This window comes from Streptomonospora arabica, from assembly GCF_039531585.1.
Lineage (GTDB): Bacteria > Actinomycetota > Actinomycetes > Streptosporangiales > Streptosporangiaceae > Streptomonospora > Streptomonospora halophila.
Window position 1 is genome coordinate 97198 of sequence record NZ_BAAAQI010000005.1, and the last position, 14237, is coordinate 111434.

Here is a 14237-nt window from a genome sequence, read left to right on the forward strand (position 1 = left end):
CTCCGGCGCCGCCGGAGCGGCGGCCGAGCGTTCGGCGTCCGGGCACGATCCCCCGGGCCCGCGCGTTTAGTCTGGGAGAGGCCGGGGGCACCGCCGCCGGCAGACCATCCGCCACGAGGTTCGGAGCGTTCTGTGCTCGGCATCCTGGATATGCTTTGGTGGCTCATCTACGTAGCGATCTTCGTCACCAGCCTGTTCGCCCTGGTGGACGCCTCCCGCACGCCCGCGCAGGCCTTCCCCGCCATGGACAAGCAGACCAAGAAGCTGTGGGTCGGCCTGCTCGCTGTGGGGACCTTCGTCGCGTTCAGCGCGGTGTTCAGCTCAATCCGCTTCTTCGTGTTCATCGCGCTGATCGCCACCCTGATCTACCTGCTCGACGTCCGCCCCGCCGTGCGCAGCATCGGACGGAACGAGGGGCCCCGCGGCCGCTGGTAGCCCCGGTTCCCGCGGCTGTGCCGTGCCGCCCCCGGCCTCCTGCGGTGGGCGCCGCCCGGGCGCCGCGCCGGTCCCGCTGCGCGCGGCGGGCACCGCGGGCGCGTCGGCCCCGTCGGCCGCATCCGCCAGCAGGTCCCGGGCGTGGCGCACCGACTCCGCGTACATCGGGTCGCGGGTGTAGTAGGAGTGGCCCAGGATCGGCGGGTACAGCGCCTCGCCCGGACGGACTCCGTAGTGCCGGGGGTCCGGCATCGGCTCGGCGTAGCCCACCGCTCGGGCCCGCCCGTCGTCGAAGGCGAGCACCGGGCCGCCGATCGGGTCGGTGGCGCGCCACAGGTTGCGCCACCGCGACGCGCGCTCACGCAGGTCGCCCAGCGCCACCGGACCGAAGTAGGCGGGGAAGTAGCGCGCGTACAGCCGCGACAGCGGGGAGCCGTGGGTGATCAGCACGACGCGCCCGCGTACCCGAGCGGGCACCTGCCACAGCGTCGCCGCCGCCAGCACGGACCCCTGGGAGTGCCCGGACAGCACCACTCCGGTTCCCCGGTCGGTCATGTCGGTCACCCGCGCCGCCAGCTGCGGGACCGCGCGCTCGCCGTAGCTGGGCGGCGCCAGCGGGTGGCCCAGCCGCGGCCAGAAGGTGCCGACGTCCCAGAGCACCCCCACCGCCTGCCGGGTGGGCTCGTCGCGGTAGGCGCTGCCGCCGACCAGCATCAGCGCCGCCAGGAAGCCGCCTCCGAGGAACGAGCCGACCGCCACCAGCACCGTCAGCACCGCCTGGGATGGCGTGGTCGCGCCGCCGGCCTGCCCGGGCGCGGCTGTCAGCTGCCCGGTGGCGGCCGAGAACAGCGCCAGGCCGATCAGCGCCGCGACCGGCAGCGCCAGGGCCGCCAGCGACGGCGGAAGGTACTCGGTGACGCCGCCGAAGGCCCGCGCCCGTGCGATGTCGCGGGTGCGGTCCGCATCGGCCGGACGCCCGTACATCGCGGCCGCGGTTTCGGCCTCGCGCCGCGCGCGCAGCCGCAGCCGGACCAGCGCCGCGCCTGCGCACACCAGCGCGATCGCGGCCTCCAGGGTGAACGCGAGCTGCAGCCAGGAGTACGCGGCGGCGGGACGCAGCACGATGCAGCCGTCCGCCTGGGCTCCCGGGTAGTAGCAGCCGCCGAGCCATCCAGCCGCCTGGTAGACCACCGCGGCCGACAGGGCGCCGCCGAGCAGGGCACCCAGAACGGCCGCCGCCGGTCCCGCCGTCCCCGCAAGCGGCACCCGGGCGGGTGCGCCCGCGCCGCGGTGCAGGACGACCGCGGCGGCCAGCAGCAGCGCGCCCAGGACGCACTGCGCGGCGAGCAGCGTGTTCAGCACGGTCGAGTACCAGGGCAGCGTCCCTTCGGCCGTCCACGCCGGGCGCGGCCACAGGGCATAGACCAGGGCGGCCGCGAGCAGCACCAGGGCGCCGTTGCGGACCAGGCGGCACGCGGTGTCGGCGCGGCGGTGCGCCGCCGCGGTCGAGCCCGGCACCACGGCGCCGGCCGCGCTGAGCGCGGTGGTCGCCGCCAGCAGCCCCGCGATCGGCAGCCCCGCCGCCAGACCCCGCGCCGAGGCACCGTCATGGTGCAGTGCCGGAGCGGCCAGCAGGAAGGCGACGACCGAGACCGCCACCGCGATGTGGGCCGAGCGCAGCCGTGCCGTGGTGGCGTCGGCCTGCCAGAAGCCCGGCTCGCTCAGCGGGGCCTCGGGCCGGGGCACGGGGTCGGGCAGCGCGGCGGCCACGGTGTGCGCCCCGCTGCGCCGCGACAGCAGCCACAGCACCGCGATCACCGCCAGCGGCAGCAGCGCACCCGCGGCCAGGGCGCGCGCCGGCTCGGCCAAGGGCGCCTGGGGCGCGGCGAGCAGGCCGAGCAGCGGGCGCAGCTCGGCGCATCGCCGGCCGTAGCCGGCGCACTGCCAGCCGACGAGGTCCATGCCGACGCCCGCGGCCGCCAGCACCAGCAGCGCCGTCAGGCTCAGCGCCAGCAGGCGTGCGGCCGCCCCGTAGACGTGCTCGGCCGCGGCCATCCCCCGCGAGGGCGCCTGGCTACTGCGGGCGGGCCGCATCCAGTAGGCGACGTTGACCAGCATGAACGGCAGGAGCAGCAGCCACAGCGCGCGTGAGGAGCGCCCCGAGGTCAGCTTGCCCCAGGCGAAGATCTCGCGGTGGAGGCCGGGCACGGTCTCGGTGTCCGGCCGGCGCCGCCACCGGAAGAACCCGGCGAGGGGGTCGCCGCAGACCCGCACGGCGGGCTCGACGTCCAGCAGCTCCTCGGCCTGTCCGCCGCTCACTCCGTGCACCCGAAGTTCGGCCGCCCGTGTCTCCGGCATGCCGCCGATTCTCGCACGCGGCCCGCGCGCGGTACGGGGAGCCGCTCCGCAGACATCCCCGGTCACCGGCCGGGTCCGGCCACCGGCCGGAGCGTGCGGCGGTGGGCGCGGCCCGCCGGCGGCACGGCGCCTACTGCACCACCGACTCGTCCTCGACCGACCAGGTGTTGCAGGCGCCCGGCGCCTCCTGTTCGAGGCCGTGCTCCAGCCAGAGCACGCTGTTCTCGGCGGAGCCGTGGGTGCGCTCCGCCGCGGGAGCGCCCGCCCGGTCGGCCGTGGCGGCGGCGTCGTCGAGGACGGCGTCGATGTCGTCCTTCGTCAGCGGGTAGCTGACCTCGACGGCGCCCAGGAAGACCCCGGCCAGGCAGTTGGCCTGCAGCTCGCTCTTGCGGGTCCACTCGTTGCGCAGGAGTTGCGAGGACTCCTTCCCGCGCTGGTCGTGGTAGTACTCCAGCAGCCCGGCCTCGCCCTGGACGTGGTGGCCGTACTCGTGGGCCAGGAGCGAGGCGTAGACCGCGCTCTGCTCGTTGCCGCCCCACTTCTCGACCACGTCGCTGGTGCCGATGTAGATGCTTTTCACCGTCCGGCAGTAGAACGCGCCGGCAGACGAGGGGTACTCGCGGCACGGGCTGGAGCCGCCCTCGCTCCAGAAGACCCGCTTCGGCGGCTCGAAGGGGATGCCGGCCTCCTCGAACTGGCGGGCCCAGGCGTCGTCCAGGCAGTCGGTGACGGTGTTGAGGAAGTCCTCGACGGAGGCCGGGGCGTGGACGTCCAGCCGCGGCGCGGGGCACGGCAGCGGCATGAGCTCACCTGTCGAGTACAGCGGGTTGTCGACCAGGGCCGCCTGCCCGGTGGGCCGTTGGGTGTCGGCGGTCGGCGCCGGGGTTTGGGACAGGTCGGGATCGGCCCGGCCCGACGAGGCGGCGGACTCCGCGTCGAACCGGTCGCCGCCGTCGGTTGCGACGACGGTGAGCAGCGCGAGCCCCAGCAGCAGCGCGGCGAGCGCCGCATAGAGCGCGGTCCGGCGGCCGGCCGTGCCGCCGCCCCGCCCGCCGGAGGGCCGTGAGTACGCCCGCATACGCAATCCGCCGGGCCGGTTCAGCGCAACCGCCGTCCGGCGGCACGGGCCGCGGGACAGGCGCTCGTGTGGATGCTCACTCGACCAGGTCCTCCCGTGCCTCCCAGGTGTTGCATGCCGCGGGGTCGCCCCGGTCCATGCCGTGGGCGGTCCACATCCGCCCGTTGGCCGGTGTGCCGTGGGTGCGTTCGCCGGGGTCGAAGTCGCCGCGCCGCCCGGCGTCGTCGAGGATGCCGGCGTACTCCTGCGCACCGATGGGGTAGCTGTCCTCGACCGCGCCCAGGAACAGCCCGCCCAGGCAGTTGGCCTGCAGCTCGTTTCGCCGGGTGAGCCGGTCCTGGACCGCACCGGAGTCCCGGTCGGCGCGCACGCCGTGGAAGCGTCCCAGGATCCCCGCCTCACCCTGCACGTGGTGTGCGTACTCGTGGCTGAGCAGGAACGTATAGGCCTCGGGGTTCTTGGTCTCGGCCGAGTTCTCCACAATGTCCTGGATACCCAGATACAGCCCTTCATTCGCCTGGCAGTAGAACGCGGCCGTGCCCACCGTGGGATAACTGCCGCACGGGCTCTGGCCGGAGGTGTACCAGTAGATGCGGCTGGGGGCGTCGAACTCGGTGCCGGTCCGGGCGAACTGCTCGCGCCAGGCGGTGTCCAGGCAGTCGGTGATCTCGTGCAGGAAGTCCTCCATCGACTCCGGGTCGTCCGGGTCGAGCGCGGGCGCCGGGCAGGTGACCTGCGTCATGCTTCCGCTGGAGTAGAGGGGGTTGTCCGTGAGGGCGTCCGCGCGGGCGCCGGGGCCGTTCGGCTGCCCGTTGGATACCGGCGCCGCTCCGGTGCCGGGTACCGCCGGAGCGGCGTGGGCGGAGGGGCCGAACAGCGCGGAGACGCTGATGAACGTGGCGAACCCGATCGCGGTCAGCCCGGTGAACAGCACCAGCGTGACGCTCAGGCTGAACCGCTGGCGCGTCCGCCGCGCATACTCGGGGAGTGCGTAGTCGCCGCCGGCCGCCTGCCGCCCGCGGAGCGTGTTCGGGCCTGCCGCCCCGGTGCGTAGGGCCACCCGCTGTGCCACCTCCCCCTGGGATGCGCTGTGCCGCCCGGATGCGCCTGCACCCGCGCCGATCACGATTATGACGGCTCGTGGTGGGATGCGCAGGTCCGGGCCGATACCGGCCGCGGGGGGATGCGCATCGGACCGCGTGTCTACGCTCGGGACGACGCCGAACGATAGGCTCTCACCTCATGTGGCGGGTTGGAATCGCACGGGCGGCGGCAGCGGTCGGGGCGCTGCTCGTGCTGTGCGCCCCGGGCGCCGCCTCGGCGCAGGAGGGCGCACCCCCTTCGGCCGCGGAGTCGCTGCCCGCGTCCCTGCCCGACGACGCGAAACGGCAGATCACCAACGACATCCGGCTGGACCTCGGCGACAACGGCGTGCTGCACGCCGAGGAGTCGCTCTCCTTCGGCCAGGACCCGCCCGAGGAGTTCGTCCGCACGTTCTCCGTGCGCGAGCCCTACGACACCGACCACAGCCGCATCTACGAGGTGACGGGAATCTCGGCCGTCGACGGCGCCGGGCGTGAGATCACCGTCACGACCGACGACCGCGGCGACACCCTGGATGTGCGGATGGACACCTCGGGGCGTTTCGAAGCGGTGCTGCGCTACACGGTCCGCGGCGCCGTCGACCCCGTGGGCGGCGGCACCGAGATGGAGTGGACCGCGGTCGGCGGCTACAGCCGCACCGTCGCCGAGACCACGGTCGTCGTCGACGCCGCCGTGCCGCCGAGGGCGCTGTCCTGCACAGCGGGCCGGGCGCGCAGCTCCATCTACTGCACCTCCTCCGACATGGGCGGCCACGAGGCCGTCCGCGCCCGCTTCCTGCAGACCGATATGGACCCCGGCGAGACCCTGCACGTGGTCGTGGGCTACCCGGCGGGCGCGATCAGCGGTGAGGCGATCGTCGACCGCGACTGGTCCCTGCAGTCGGCCTTCGCGATCACCCCGGGCACCGCCGCGGTCTTCGGCGTCCTGCTGCTGGTGCCGGTCGGCGTGCTGATCGCGCTGATCCGCATCCGCGGGCGCGACGAGCGCGCCCTGCGCACGGAGGCCGCCGCGGGCGACAGCACCCCGGTGGACGCCTCGGACCCCGGCGCCGGCGGCGGAGTCCGCTTCCGCCCGCCCGACGACGTGCACCCCGGGCAGATCGGCACGCTCATCGACGAGCAGGCCGACGTGGTCGACATCACCGCCACCGTCGTCGACCTGGCGGTGCGCGGCCACCTGACCATCCGCGAGCTGCCGCACGCGCAGTTCTCGGCCACCGACTGGCGGCTGGACAAATGCCCTCCGCCCGACGACGCCCTGCTGGGCTACGAGAGCATGCTGCTCGACGCCCTCTTCCACGACGCGCACCAGGTCAAGCTCTCCGAGCTGGGTCGCAGCGGGTTCCCCGCGCGGCTGGCCCGGGTGCGCGAGGAGCTGTACCGCGACATGGTGCGGCTGAAGTGGTTCGCCAACCGGCCCAACCTGGAGCGCAACCGCTGGGCCAGCGCCGGGATCGCCATCACCGTGCTCGGCCTGGTGCTGACCGTCGTGCTGGCCGTGTTCACCAAGGCGGCCTTCACGGGGCTGGCCGTCATCATCGCCGGCGCCGCCGTGACCGTGGGGGCCCAGTTCATGCCCGCGAAGACCCGGCAGGGCAGCGTGGTCTTCGCGCACACCCTGGGCTTCCGGTCCTACCTGCTCAGCGCCGACGCCGAGGACGTGCCGCCCGAGCACCGCGTGAGCGTGTTCTCCCGCTACCTGCCCTACGCGATCATCTTCGACAACGTGGACCGGTGGGCGGCCGTCCTGGCCGCGGCCGGCAGCGAGGACGCGGCCGACGGCCTGCCCTGGTACATCGGCCCCGACGACTGGCGGCTGCAGGACTTCGCCGACTCCATCAAGTCCTTCGCGCTGACGCTGACCGGGGTAATCTCCAACACGCGGCAGTTCCGCACCCTCAACTGAGCCGGCCCGCCCGCGGGTGCGGCGGCACGGGCCGGACCCCGCGCGTCCGGCACGAGGGGCCCGAAACGACGAGGAGGAAGCCCATGCGGGCGGTCCTGCAACGGGTCGCACACGCCTCGGTGACCGTCGAGGGCGAGGTCACCGGTGAGATCACCGGGCCGGGGCTGCTCGCCCTGGTCGGTGTCACCCATACCGACACCGCCGCCGAGGCCAAGCGGCTGGCCGCCAAGATGTGGGGCCTGCGCATCCTCGACGGCGAGGCGTCGTGCTCCGATATCGGCGCGCCGCTGCTGGTCGTCAGCCAGTTCACCCTCTACGGCGACGCGCGCAAGGGCCGCCGGCCGACCTGGCAGGCGGCGGCGCCCGGGACGGTGGCCGAGCCGCTCGTCGACGCCGTCGTCAAGGAGCTGCGCGACCTCGGCGCACACGTCCAGACGGGGGTGTTCGGGGCGCAGATGTCGGTCTCGCTGACCAACGAGGGGCCGTTCACCGTCGTCGTCGAGGTGTGAACAGCCCGTCTCTGACCTCCGACCGGTTCCGGCGGCGTGGGCAGGGCCGCCGCCGGCTCACCCCCCGGCGCCGGGCTACTCCTCGCCCACCGGCTCGAACTTGTAGCCCAGGCCGCGCACGGTCACGATGAACTCGGGGGTGCCGGGGTCGCTCTCGATCTTCGCCCGGAGCCGCTTGACGTGCACGTCCAGGGTCTTGGTGTCGCCCACGTAGTCGGCACCCCAGACGCGGTCGATCAGCTGCATCCGGGTCAGAACCCGGCCGGCGTTGCGCAGGAGCACCTCCAGCAGTTCGAACTCCTTGAGCGGGAGCTGGATGTGCTCGCCGCGCACCGTCACCACGTGCCGCTCCACGTCCATGCGGACCGGACCGGCCTCCAGCGCCGTGGGCAGCAGGGCCTCGTCCTCGCCGCGCCTGCGCAGCACGGCCCGGATGCGCGCGACCAGCTCGCGGGAGGAGAACGGCTTGGTCACGTAGTCGTCCGCGCCCAGCTCCAGGCCGACGACCTTGTCGATCTCGCTGTCCTTGGCCGTCAGCATGATGACCGGGACATTGGACTTCTGCCGCAGCGTCCTGCACACCTCGGTGCCAGGCAGGCCGGGCAGCATCAGATCGAGCAGTACCAGGTCGGCCCCGGTCCGGTCGAAAGCCTCCAACGCCACCGTTCCGGTCGGTGCGACCGCGACCTCGAACCCTTCCTTGCGCAGCATGTACGAGAGGGCATCGCTGTAGGATTCCTCGTCCTCAACGACGAGTACACGCGTCACTGTGCTGCCTCCTGATTTGATCTTTCGCCGGGGCTGGGACGCTCCCGGGTCTGGGCGTTGGGCAGACGCAGCGTGAACGTCGACCCCGAGCCCTCCTTGCTCCACACGGTGACTTCACCGCGGTGGTGGGTCATGATGTGCTTCACGATCGCCAGCCCCAGGCCGGTGCCTCCGGTCGCCCGGCTGCGGGCCGCGTCGACACGGTAGAAGCGCTCGAAGATGCGCTCCAGGTCCTGCGGGGGGATTCCGATCCCCTGATCGGCGACGCTGATCTCGACCATGTCGCTCTCGGCCTCGATCGAGACCGACACCCTGGTGCGTTCGGGGCTGTAGGCGACGGCGTTGGCCACCAGGTTGCGCATGGCGGTCACCAGCAGGCCCTCGTCGCCGAGCACGACAGCGCCCTCGGTGCCGCTGGCGACGAGCTCGATCTCCTTGGTCTCGGCGGCGGTCCGTACGGCGTCCATCGCCTCGTCGACCACGACCTCGACCGGGACCCGGTCGGGCTCGGCCATCGGCTCGGCGCCCTGGATCCGGGAGAGCGTGATCAGGTCCTGGATCACGCTGGTCAGCCGGGCGGACTCCTGCTGCATGCGCCCGGTGAAGCGGCGGACCGCCTCGGGGTCGTCGCTGGCGTCGGCGATGGTCTCGGCGAGCAGGGACAGGGCGCCGACCGGCGTCTTCAGCTCATGGCTGATGTTGGCGACGAAGTCGCGGCGCACCGCCTCGACGCGGCGCCGCTCGGTCTGGTCCTCGGCCAGGACGAGCACCAGGCCGGTGCCGCCCAGGGGCGCCACCCGCACGGCGAACGAGGTGGAGTCGGGGCCGAACTTGCGCACGGCCACCTCGATCTCGGTCTCGCGGATGACGCCGTCGCGGCGTACCTGCCGCGCCAGGGCGAGCAGGTCGCTGATGACCAGCTCCTCGCCGCGGACGATCCCGTAGGCGCGCGCCGCGGAGCTGGCGCGCAGCACGCGGTCGGCGGGGTCGAGCACCACCGCCGAGGACGGCAGCGCCGCCAGCACCTCGGCGATCCCGGCCGGGAGCTCGGCCTGGCGGGGCTCCTCCTTGGCGCGCGTACCGCCCGATTCGCTGATGCGGAACGCCAGACCCGCCGCGACGCCTGTCACGAGGCCCACCAGTCCCGCTAGCGCGGCGAGCAGTTCTCCTTGCACGCTTCGATCGTAAGCCGCAAAGCCGCTGCCTTACCCTGCTGACCACGGCTTACAACCGAGGTTCTGCGACTATTCACCGATGCTTTCGCAATGATTAAGCTACGAACTGGGACGATGTGAACCATGCGCGATACGTATCATGAGGAGCTTGACTCCCTCAGCGAGCGCCTCGTCGAGATGACGCGGCTTGCCCGGCACGCGGTCGCCCGCGCGACCACCGCCCTGCTCGACGCCGATCTCAACGCGGCGCAGGAGGTCATCTCGGGTGACGAGGAGCTCAACCGGCTGGACGAGGACATCGAGGCCACGGCGTTCGACCTGATGGCCCGGCAGCAGCCGGTGGCACGCGACCTGCGCATCATCATCACGTCACTGCACATGGCCGGCGACCTGGAGCGGATGGGCGACCACGCGGTGCACATCGCAAAGATCGCCCGGCGGCGCCACCCCGACTCCGCCATCCCCGCGGAGCTGCGCTCCATCGTGCTGGAGATGGGCCACCAGGCCGAGCTTCTGGTCATCAAGGCGGGCGAGGTCGTCAGCCAGCGCGACGCCGAGACCGCACTCGAACTCGACTCCGACGACGACCGCATGGACCGGCTCCGCCGCCGGCTGCTCACCCGCATCCTCGACCCGGGCTGGCAGCACGGGGTCGAGGCCACGATGGACGTCACCCTGGCCGGCCGCTTCTACGAGCGCTTCGGCGACCACGCGGTGCACGTCGCCGACAACCTCGTCTACATGGTGACGGGGGAGCGGCCCAAGGACTACGAGTCGGAGGCCTGACCCGAGCGCCCGGCTTCGGGGAGGGGCCGGCCGCCCCGGCCGCGCGCCGGGCGGCCGGCCCCTCCCCTTCGCGGGGTGCCCGCGGCTTGGGACGGGCCGCTCCAGGCCCGTGTGAGCAGGGCGCGCGGGGGCCCGCCGCCTCTTTGCCCGCCCGTTGCGCACACCTGTGACCGAAGTGAGACCATGGAGGAGGGAAGGGCTCCTTCGGGCATCCCTGCGTGCCGACCAGAGGGGCGTGCGGTCACGCGGTGGCCACGGCTCCGGCCCCTGTCGGGTACCCATTCCGGTCGACCCGGAAGCACCTGGCACGGGCTTTGTCAAGACCCCGAATGCGGCACTGACCTGCGCGTACGTAAAACCAATAGGTACGTTAAGTCACAGATTCGTGGTATCCTGGTGGTAGCGGAAGGGGTACTTGTCACATGACTTTCAAGGTCGGCGACACCGTTGTCTACCCCCATCATGGGGCTGCTCGTATTGAGGCGATCGAGACTCGCACCATTAAGGGCGAGGATAGGTCCTACCTCGTTCTCCGGGTTGACAAGGGTGATCTCACAGTACGCGTACCGGCGGAGAACGCCCAGGACGTCGGGGTGCGCGACGTGGTCGGGCAGGACGGCCTCGACCGGGTGTTCGAGGTTCTGCGCGCACCGCACACCGAGGAGCCCACGAACTGGTCGCGGCGCTACAAGGCGAACCTGGAGAAGCTCGCCTCCGGCGACGTGAACAAGGTCGCAGAGGTCGTCCGCGACCTGTGGCGGCGCGACAAGGAGCGCGGGCTCTCCGCGGGTGAGAAGCGGATGCTCGCCAAGGCGCGGCAGATACTCGTGAGCGAACTCGCACTCGCGGAGAAGACCAACGAGGACAAGGCCGAGGCGCTGCTCGACGAAGTCCTCACGAACTGACATAGCACCGAAAATCGACTGCATTCATGTCAAGAATTCCGAGGGTGGGCGTCGGTACCGACGTCCACCCTTTTATGTCCGGAAGAATTCTGTTCCTCGCGGGCCTGGAATGGCCGGGTGAAACGGGTGTCAGCGGCCATTCCGACGGCGACGTCGCCGCACACGCCGCCTGCGACGCCCTGTTCTCCGCGTGCGGGCTGGGCGACCTGGGCAGCCAGTTCGGCACCGACGATCCGCGGTGGAAGGGCGCTTCGGGCGTCGACCTGCTCACCGAGACCGCGGCGCGGGTACGGGTGGCCGGCTTCGAGGTCGGCAACGTCGCGGTCCAGATCATCGGCAACCGCCCCAAGTTCGCCCCGCGCCGCGCCGAGGCCGAGGGCGTGCTGTCGGCGGCGGTGGGCGCCGCTGTCACGGTGTCTGCGACCACCACGGACGGGCTGGGCCTGACCGGCCGCGGCGAGGGTGTGGCGGCGATCGCGACGGCGCTGTGCGTGCCGGAGGACGGGCGCGGACACGGCTCCGGAGCGGCCTGAAGCGCCGGCGCAATTCCGCGATGTGAGAAGGCGCGGATCGGAAATCAACCGCGCGCCGTAGTTTCGGCGAAGCTGTCTCACATTACGGACAAATCCACGGCCAGTTCGGCCTGTGGAGGGCGATTCCGCGCCGCGGAGACGGCCGACCGAAATACGGCCGGGTCCATTCCGGACGCCGGCTTCGGAGGCACTCAGGGCGGTCGGCCGAGGCCGGGCGGAAGGCGCGCTGTGCCACCTGCGGAACGCAGGGGCCGCGCCTTGCACAGCCGGGCGAGGCATGCGGGACCGCCGGGCGCCTGCCGGCGGGCCGCGCGCGGCCGGGGCGGGCGCCCGGCGGTCCGCTCCCCGTCGGCGAGAGGGCCCGCGCGAATCCGCGGTTCCTCCGGCTTGCCGCGCCGCCGTCCCGGCCGCCGAGGCGGCGGGTCCTTCACCGGCCAAGCCGCCGCGCGGCGGCGGCTACTCCTCGGGCGGCTTGGGCTCGCTGCGGACCCGGTTGGACGGCGGGTCGGCCGGGAACGGGGACGGCGCCTCGCGTGGCGGCGCCACGCGAGGCGGTGTCCGGCGGGGCTTGAGGACCATCGGGCGCTTCTCGATCGGGGGCGCCGCGGGGTAGGCGTCGCCACGGTGGGGATCGGGCCGATCGGCGCCGGGGGCGCCGCTGTGCCCCCCGCCCCCGGTCCCCTCGGCGGCCGGTTCGTCCGCGGGGGAGGCCGCGTCCGTGCCGGGCTCGGCCTCGTCATTGGTCGGGTCGCCCAAAGGCAGGTCGTGCACGAAGCCGTCGGCGTCCTCTCCCGGGTGCGCCGGGGCGGCCGCGGACGCGGTCTGCCCGCCGTCCCGGTCCGGGGCGCCGAGGGGCTCGGGAGTCGGCGGGGCGTCGGCGGCCCGCTTGATCGGGTTCTCGGCGGCACCGGGCTCGCGCTTTGGCAGTTCGAACGCGTCCTGTGCCGTGTCGGCGGCGTCCCCAGCGGGCTCGGCGCCGGCAGGGAGCGGGCCCGAGTCGGCCGCCGCGGCGGCCGCGGTGTCCGCGGCCGGTTCCTGATCGGCAGCGGTGTCGGGGACCGCGTCCAAGGCCGCGGGGCCGGCTGCGTCTGCGGCTGCGTCGGCTGCCTCCTCGGCCTCCGCGGGGCGGCCCGATTCGGCCTCGGCCGCCTCTGCCCCGGACGCGGGGGCGATCGGCGCGCGGTCGGAGTCCTCCTCGGCGTCGGCCCACGCCCACTCGTCGGAGTCCTCGGATTCGCGTGTATGCGCGCCCGGCGCGCCGGCGGTCGGCCGTGCGTCGCCGTCGTCGACCGGACGGTCCGCGGGGACGGGAGCGGCAGCGGCGGGCCACAGCGGGGCGGACCCGACGGCGGAGCCGGAGTCGACTTCCCCGAGCGCGTCGGCGGGCTGCTGCGGCTCCCGGGAGTCGTGCGGGCCGGGCTCGTCGGGCTCCTCAGTCCCGGCGCCGGTATCAGCGGGTCGGCGGGAGAAGAGGCCGGGGCGCTTGCGCCGGCGCGGCGGAGCGGGCTCCTCCGGCGGTTCGGGCCGCTCGGCGCGCTCGGGGCGGCTGGGGCGGTCGGCGGGCTCCGGGCGCTGGGGGTGCGGGCCGGGGTCGCGAAAGTCCGCGGGTTCGGGGGCGCGCGGACGGGGCGGCGGCCCGGGGCTGTGCTGCAGCGGCGGCGCCTCGGTCGCGGCGGCCTGCGGCCGGGGCTCCTCGTCCAGCAGTTCGTCCAGCGGGCGGGTGTCCTCCTCGGCCTCGGCGGGCGCGGGCGCGCGCGGGGGCTCAGGCTCGTCCTCGGGCTCGGCGCGGTTCCTTCCGCGCCGCCGTTCGCGCGGGCGGCGGGGGCCGGTGCCGGGGACCTCGCCGCGCAGGTGCATGACCACCGACAGGAAGAGTCGGAAGGCGACCAGCAGCGCCAGCCAGGGGGCGACCGCGGCGACGACCATCGCGACGCCGGGCACCAGCACGAGGCCGCCTGCCTCCAGGGCGCTCGCGCCCGCGGCGACGGCGACCAGCAGGACGATGAGCCCGTCAGCCCACAGCCGCCGTGAGCGCGGGGCGGTGCGCAGCACGTAGCTCGTCCACAGCGCCATGAGGACGAGCAGCGTGAAGACCGCCGGATACAGATGGGCGTAGCGCGCGCCGACGTTGCCCTGCACGGCGATCTGGTACACGCCGTTGTAGGAGAGCAGAACCGCGCACCCGGCGATCACCAGCACGCCCAACGCGGTGAACAGCATCGCGGCCACCGGCGATCCGGAGTGCTGCGGCTCGGGCGCAGGACGCGTACCTGCGGGTTTGGAGGAGCTTTTAACGGCCATCGTGCGCAGAAGCGTAGCCCAGCGAACGCGGCGAACACGAGTTTGCGTATCGCCCGAAACCGGCCGTATCCGGGACCGGCGCGCCGCGCGGCGCGGCGCGGCTGCGTTCCTCCCGGTCGGGGGCTGATGGAGGAAGAGCGGGTCATGGACCGGCGGCGGTCGCGGGGCCGTGTGCGCGGGATTTCGGGACGGATTCCGCCGAATTGCGGACGCCCGTTTCACGGCTTCCCGCCGACCGACCCGCCCCTCGCCGGGAGCCGCTGTTCTCCCGGGGCCCTCGGAGCGGGCTCCGGAACCGGAGGGGTGAAGAGCCCTTCCCGCAGTCGCCGGCCGGCGACTGCGGAGGTCACGCCGCCGGCCCGGTGCGGGGCCGGTCGGCT

General features: G+C 73.5%; 12 protein-coding genes. 6 read left to right on the plus strand and 6 right to left on the minus strand.

The window, feature by feature from the left end; translation table 11 throughout:
• Window positions 1–141 precede the first annotated feature (141 nt).
• Window positions 142–435 (plus strand): DUF2516 family protein, encoded by a 294-nt coding sequence (locus ABD284_RS10650; RefSeq protein WP_344142831.1) that lies wholly within the window; start codon window positions 142–144, stop codon window positions 433–435.
• Here ABD284_RS10650 and ABD284_RS10655 read toward each other — a convergent pair.
• The 3 genes from ABD284_RS10655 to ABD284_RS10665 all read right to left on the minus strand — a co-directional run bounded on the left by ABD284_RS10655 (window position 322) and on the right by ABD284_RS10665 (window position 4931).
• Window positions 322–2793 carry a hypothetical protein gene (locus tag ABD284_RS10655; protein ID WP_344142584.1) on the minus strand — a complete coding sequence of 824 codons (2472 nt, stop codon included), beginning with the start codon at window positions 2791–2793 and terminating at the stop codon, window positions 322–324. The two genes, ABD284_RS10650 and ABD284_RS10655, sit on opposite strands and share 114 nt — an antisense overlap.
• A gap of 130 nt (window positions 2794–2923) precedes the next feature.
• Window positions 2924–3871, minus strand: coding sequence for a neutral zinc metallopeptidase (locus tag ABD284_RS10660; RefSeq protein WP_344142586.1), 948 nt, complete (start codon window positions 3869–3871; stop codon window positions 2924–2926).
• A 76-nt stretch (window positions 3872–3947) separates the two neighbouring features.
• Window positions 3948–4931: a neutral zinc metallopeptidase gene (locus ABD284_RS10665; protein WP_344142588.1), complete on the minus strand. Its 984-nt coding sequence runs from the start codon at window positions 4929–4931 to the stop codon at window positions 3948–3950.
• Window positions 4932–5113: 182 nt separating this feature from the next.
• Between ABD284_RS10665 and ABD284_RS10670 the strand changes: the two genes are divergently transcribed.
• Together ABD284_RS10670 and dtd are read left to right on the plus strand one after the other, a co-directional pair.
• On the plus strand, window positions 5114–6880 hold the full coding sequence (locus ABD284_RS10670; RefSeq protein WP_344142589.1) for a DUF2207 domain-containing protein: 1767 nt from the start codon (window positions 5114–5116) through the stop codon (window positions 6878–6880).
• 83 nt (window positions 6881–6963) lie between these two features.
• Window positions 6964–7389 (plus strand): D-aminoacyl-tRNA deacylase, encoded by a 426-nt coding sequence (gene dtd, locus ABD284_RS10675; RefSeq protein ID WP_344142591.1) that lies wholly within the window; start codon window positions 6964–6966, stop codon window positions 7387–7389.
• Window positions 7390–7464: 75 nt separating this feature from the next.
• Here dtd and ABD284_RS10680 read toward each other — a convergent pair whose 3' ends face one another.
• Both ABD284_RS10680 and ABD284_RS10685 read right to left on the minus strand, forming a co-directional pair.
• Entirely contained in the window at window positions 7465–8157 is a 693-nt protein-coding gene (locus ABD284_RS10680) for a response regulator (protein WP_344142593.1), read from the minus strand.
• Window positions 8154–9332 carry a sensor histidine kinase gene (locus ABD284_RS10685; RefSeq protein ID WP_344142595.1) on the minus strand — a complete coding sequence of 393 codons (1179 nt, stop codon included), beginning with the start codon at window positions 9330–9332 and terminating at the stop codon, window positions 8154–8156. Before ABD284_RS10685 ends, ABD284_RS10680 begins: the two co-directional genes overlap by 4 nt.
• Before the next feature lie 123 nt (window positions 9333–9455).
• Between ABD284_RS10685 and phoU the strand changes: the two genes are divergently transcribed.
• From phoU to ispF, 3 genes are all read left to right on the plus strand, one after another.
• A complete protein-coding gene (phoU, locus tag ABD284_RS10690; protein ID WP_344142596.1) occupies window positions 9456–10118 on the plus strand; it encodes a phosphate signaling complex protein PhoU in 663 nt (220 codons plus the stop codon).
• Between the two features lie 422 nt (window positions 10119–10540).
• Window positions 10541–11023, plus strand: coding sequence for a CarD family transcriptional regulator (locus ABD284_RS10695; RefSeq protein WP_311547025.1), 483 nt, complete (start codon window positions 10541–10543; stop codon window positions 11021–11023).
• A 26-nt stretch (window positions 11024–11049) separates the two neighbouring features.
• Entirely contained in the window at window positions 11050–11556 is a 507-nt protein-coding gene (ispF, locus tag ABD284_RS10700) for a 2-C-methyl-D-erythritol 2,4-cyclodiphosphate synthase (RefSeq protein ID WP_344142597.1), read from the plus strand.
• A gap of 456 nt (window positions 11557–12012) precedes the next feature.
• Here the strand turns inward: ispF and ABD284_RS10705 are convergent, their stop codons facing one another.
• Entirely contained in the window at window positions 12013–13857 is a 1845-nt protein-coding gene (locus ABD284_RS10705; protein ID WP_344142598.1) for a DUF2637 domain-containing protein, read from the minus strand.
• Window positions 13858–14237: the final 380 nt, after the last annotated feature.

Excerpts from the sequence above, each read along its gene's own strand:
- ABD284_RS10660 (WP_344142586.1), bottom strand. The coding sequence starts at position 3,871 with ATGCGGGCGTACTCACGGCCCTCCGGCGGGCGGGGCGGCGGCACGGCC.
- ABD284_RS10695 (WP_311547025.1), top strand. The coding sequence starts at position 10,541 with ATGACTTTCAAGGTCGGCGACACCGTTGTCTACCCCCATCATGGGGCT.
- ABD284_RS10670 (WP_344142589.1), top strand. The coding sequence starts at position 5,114 with ATGTGGCGGGTTGGAATCGCACGGGCGGCGGCAGCGGTCGGGGCGCTG.
- ispF (WP_344142597.1), top strand. The coding sequence starts at position 11,050 with ATGTCAAGAATTCCGAGGGTGGGCGTCGGTACCGACGTCCACCCTTTT.
- phoU (WP_344142596.1), top strand. The coding sequence starts at position 9,456 with ATGCGCGATACGTATCATGAGGAGCTTGACTCCCTCAGCGAGCGCCTC.
- ABD284_RS10655 (WP_344142584.1), bottom strand. The coding sequence starts at position 2,793 with ATGCCGGAGACACGGGCGGCCGAACTTCGGGTGCACGGAGTGAGCGGC.
- ABD284_RS10705 (WP_344142598.1), bottom strand. The coding sequence starts at position 13,857 with ATGGCCGTTAAAAGCTCCTCCAAACCCGCAGGTACGCGTCCTGCGCCC.
- dtd (WP_344142591.1), top strand. The coding sequence starts at position 6,964 with ATGCGGGCGGTCCTGCAACGGGTCGCACACGCCTCGGTGACCGTCGAG.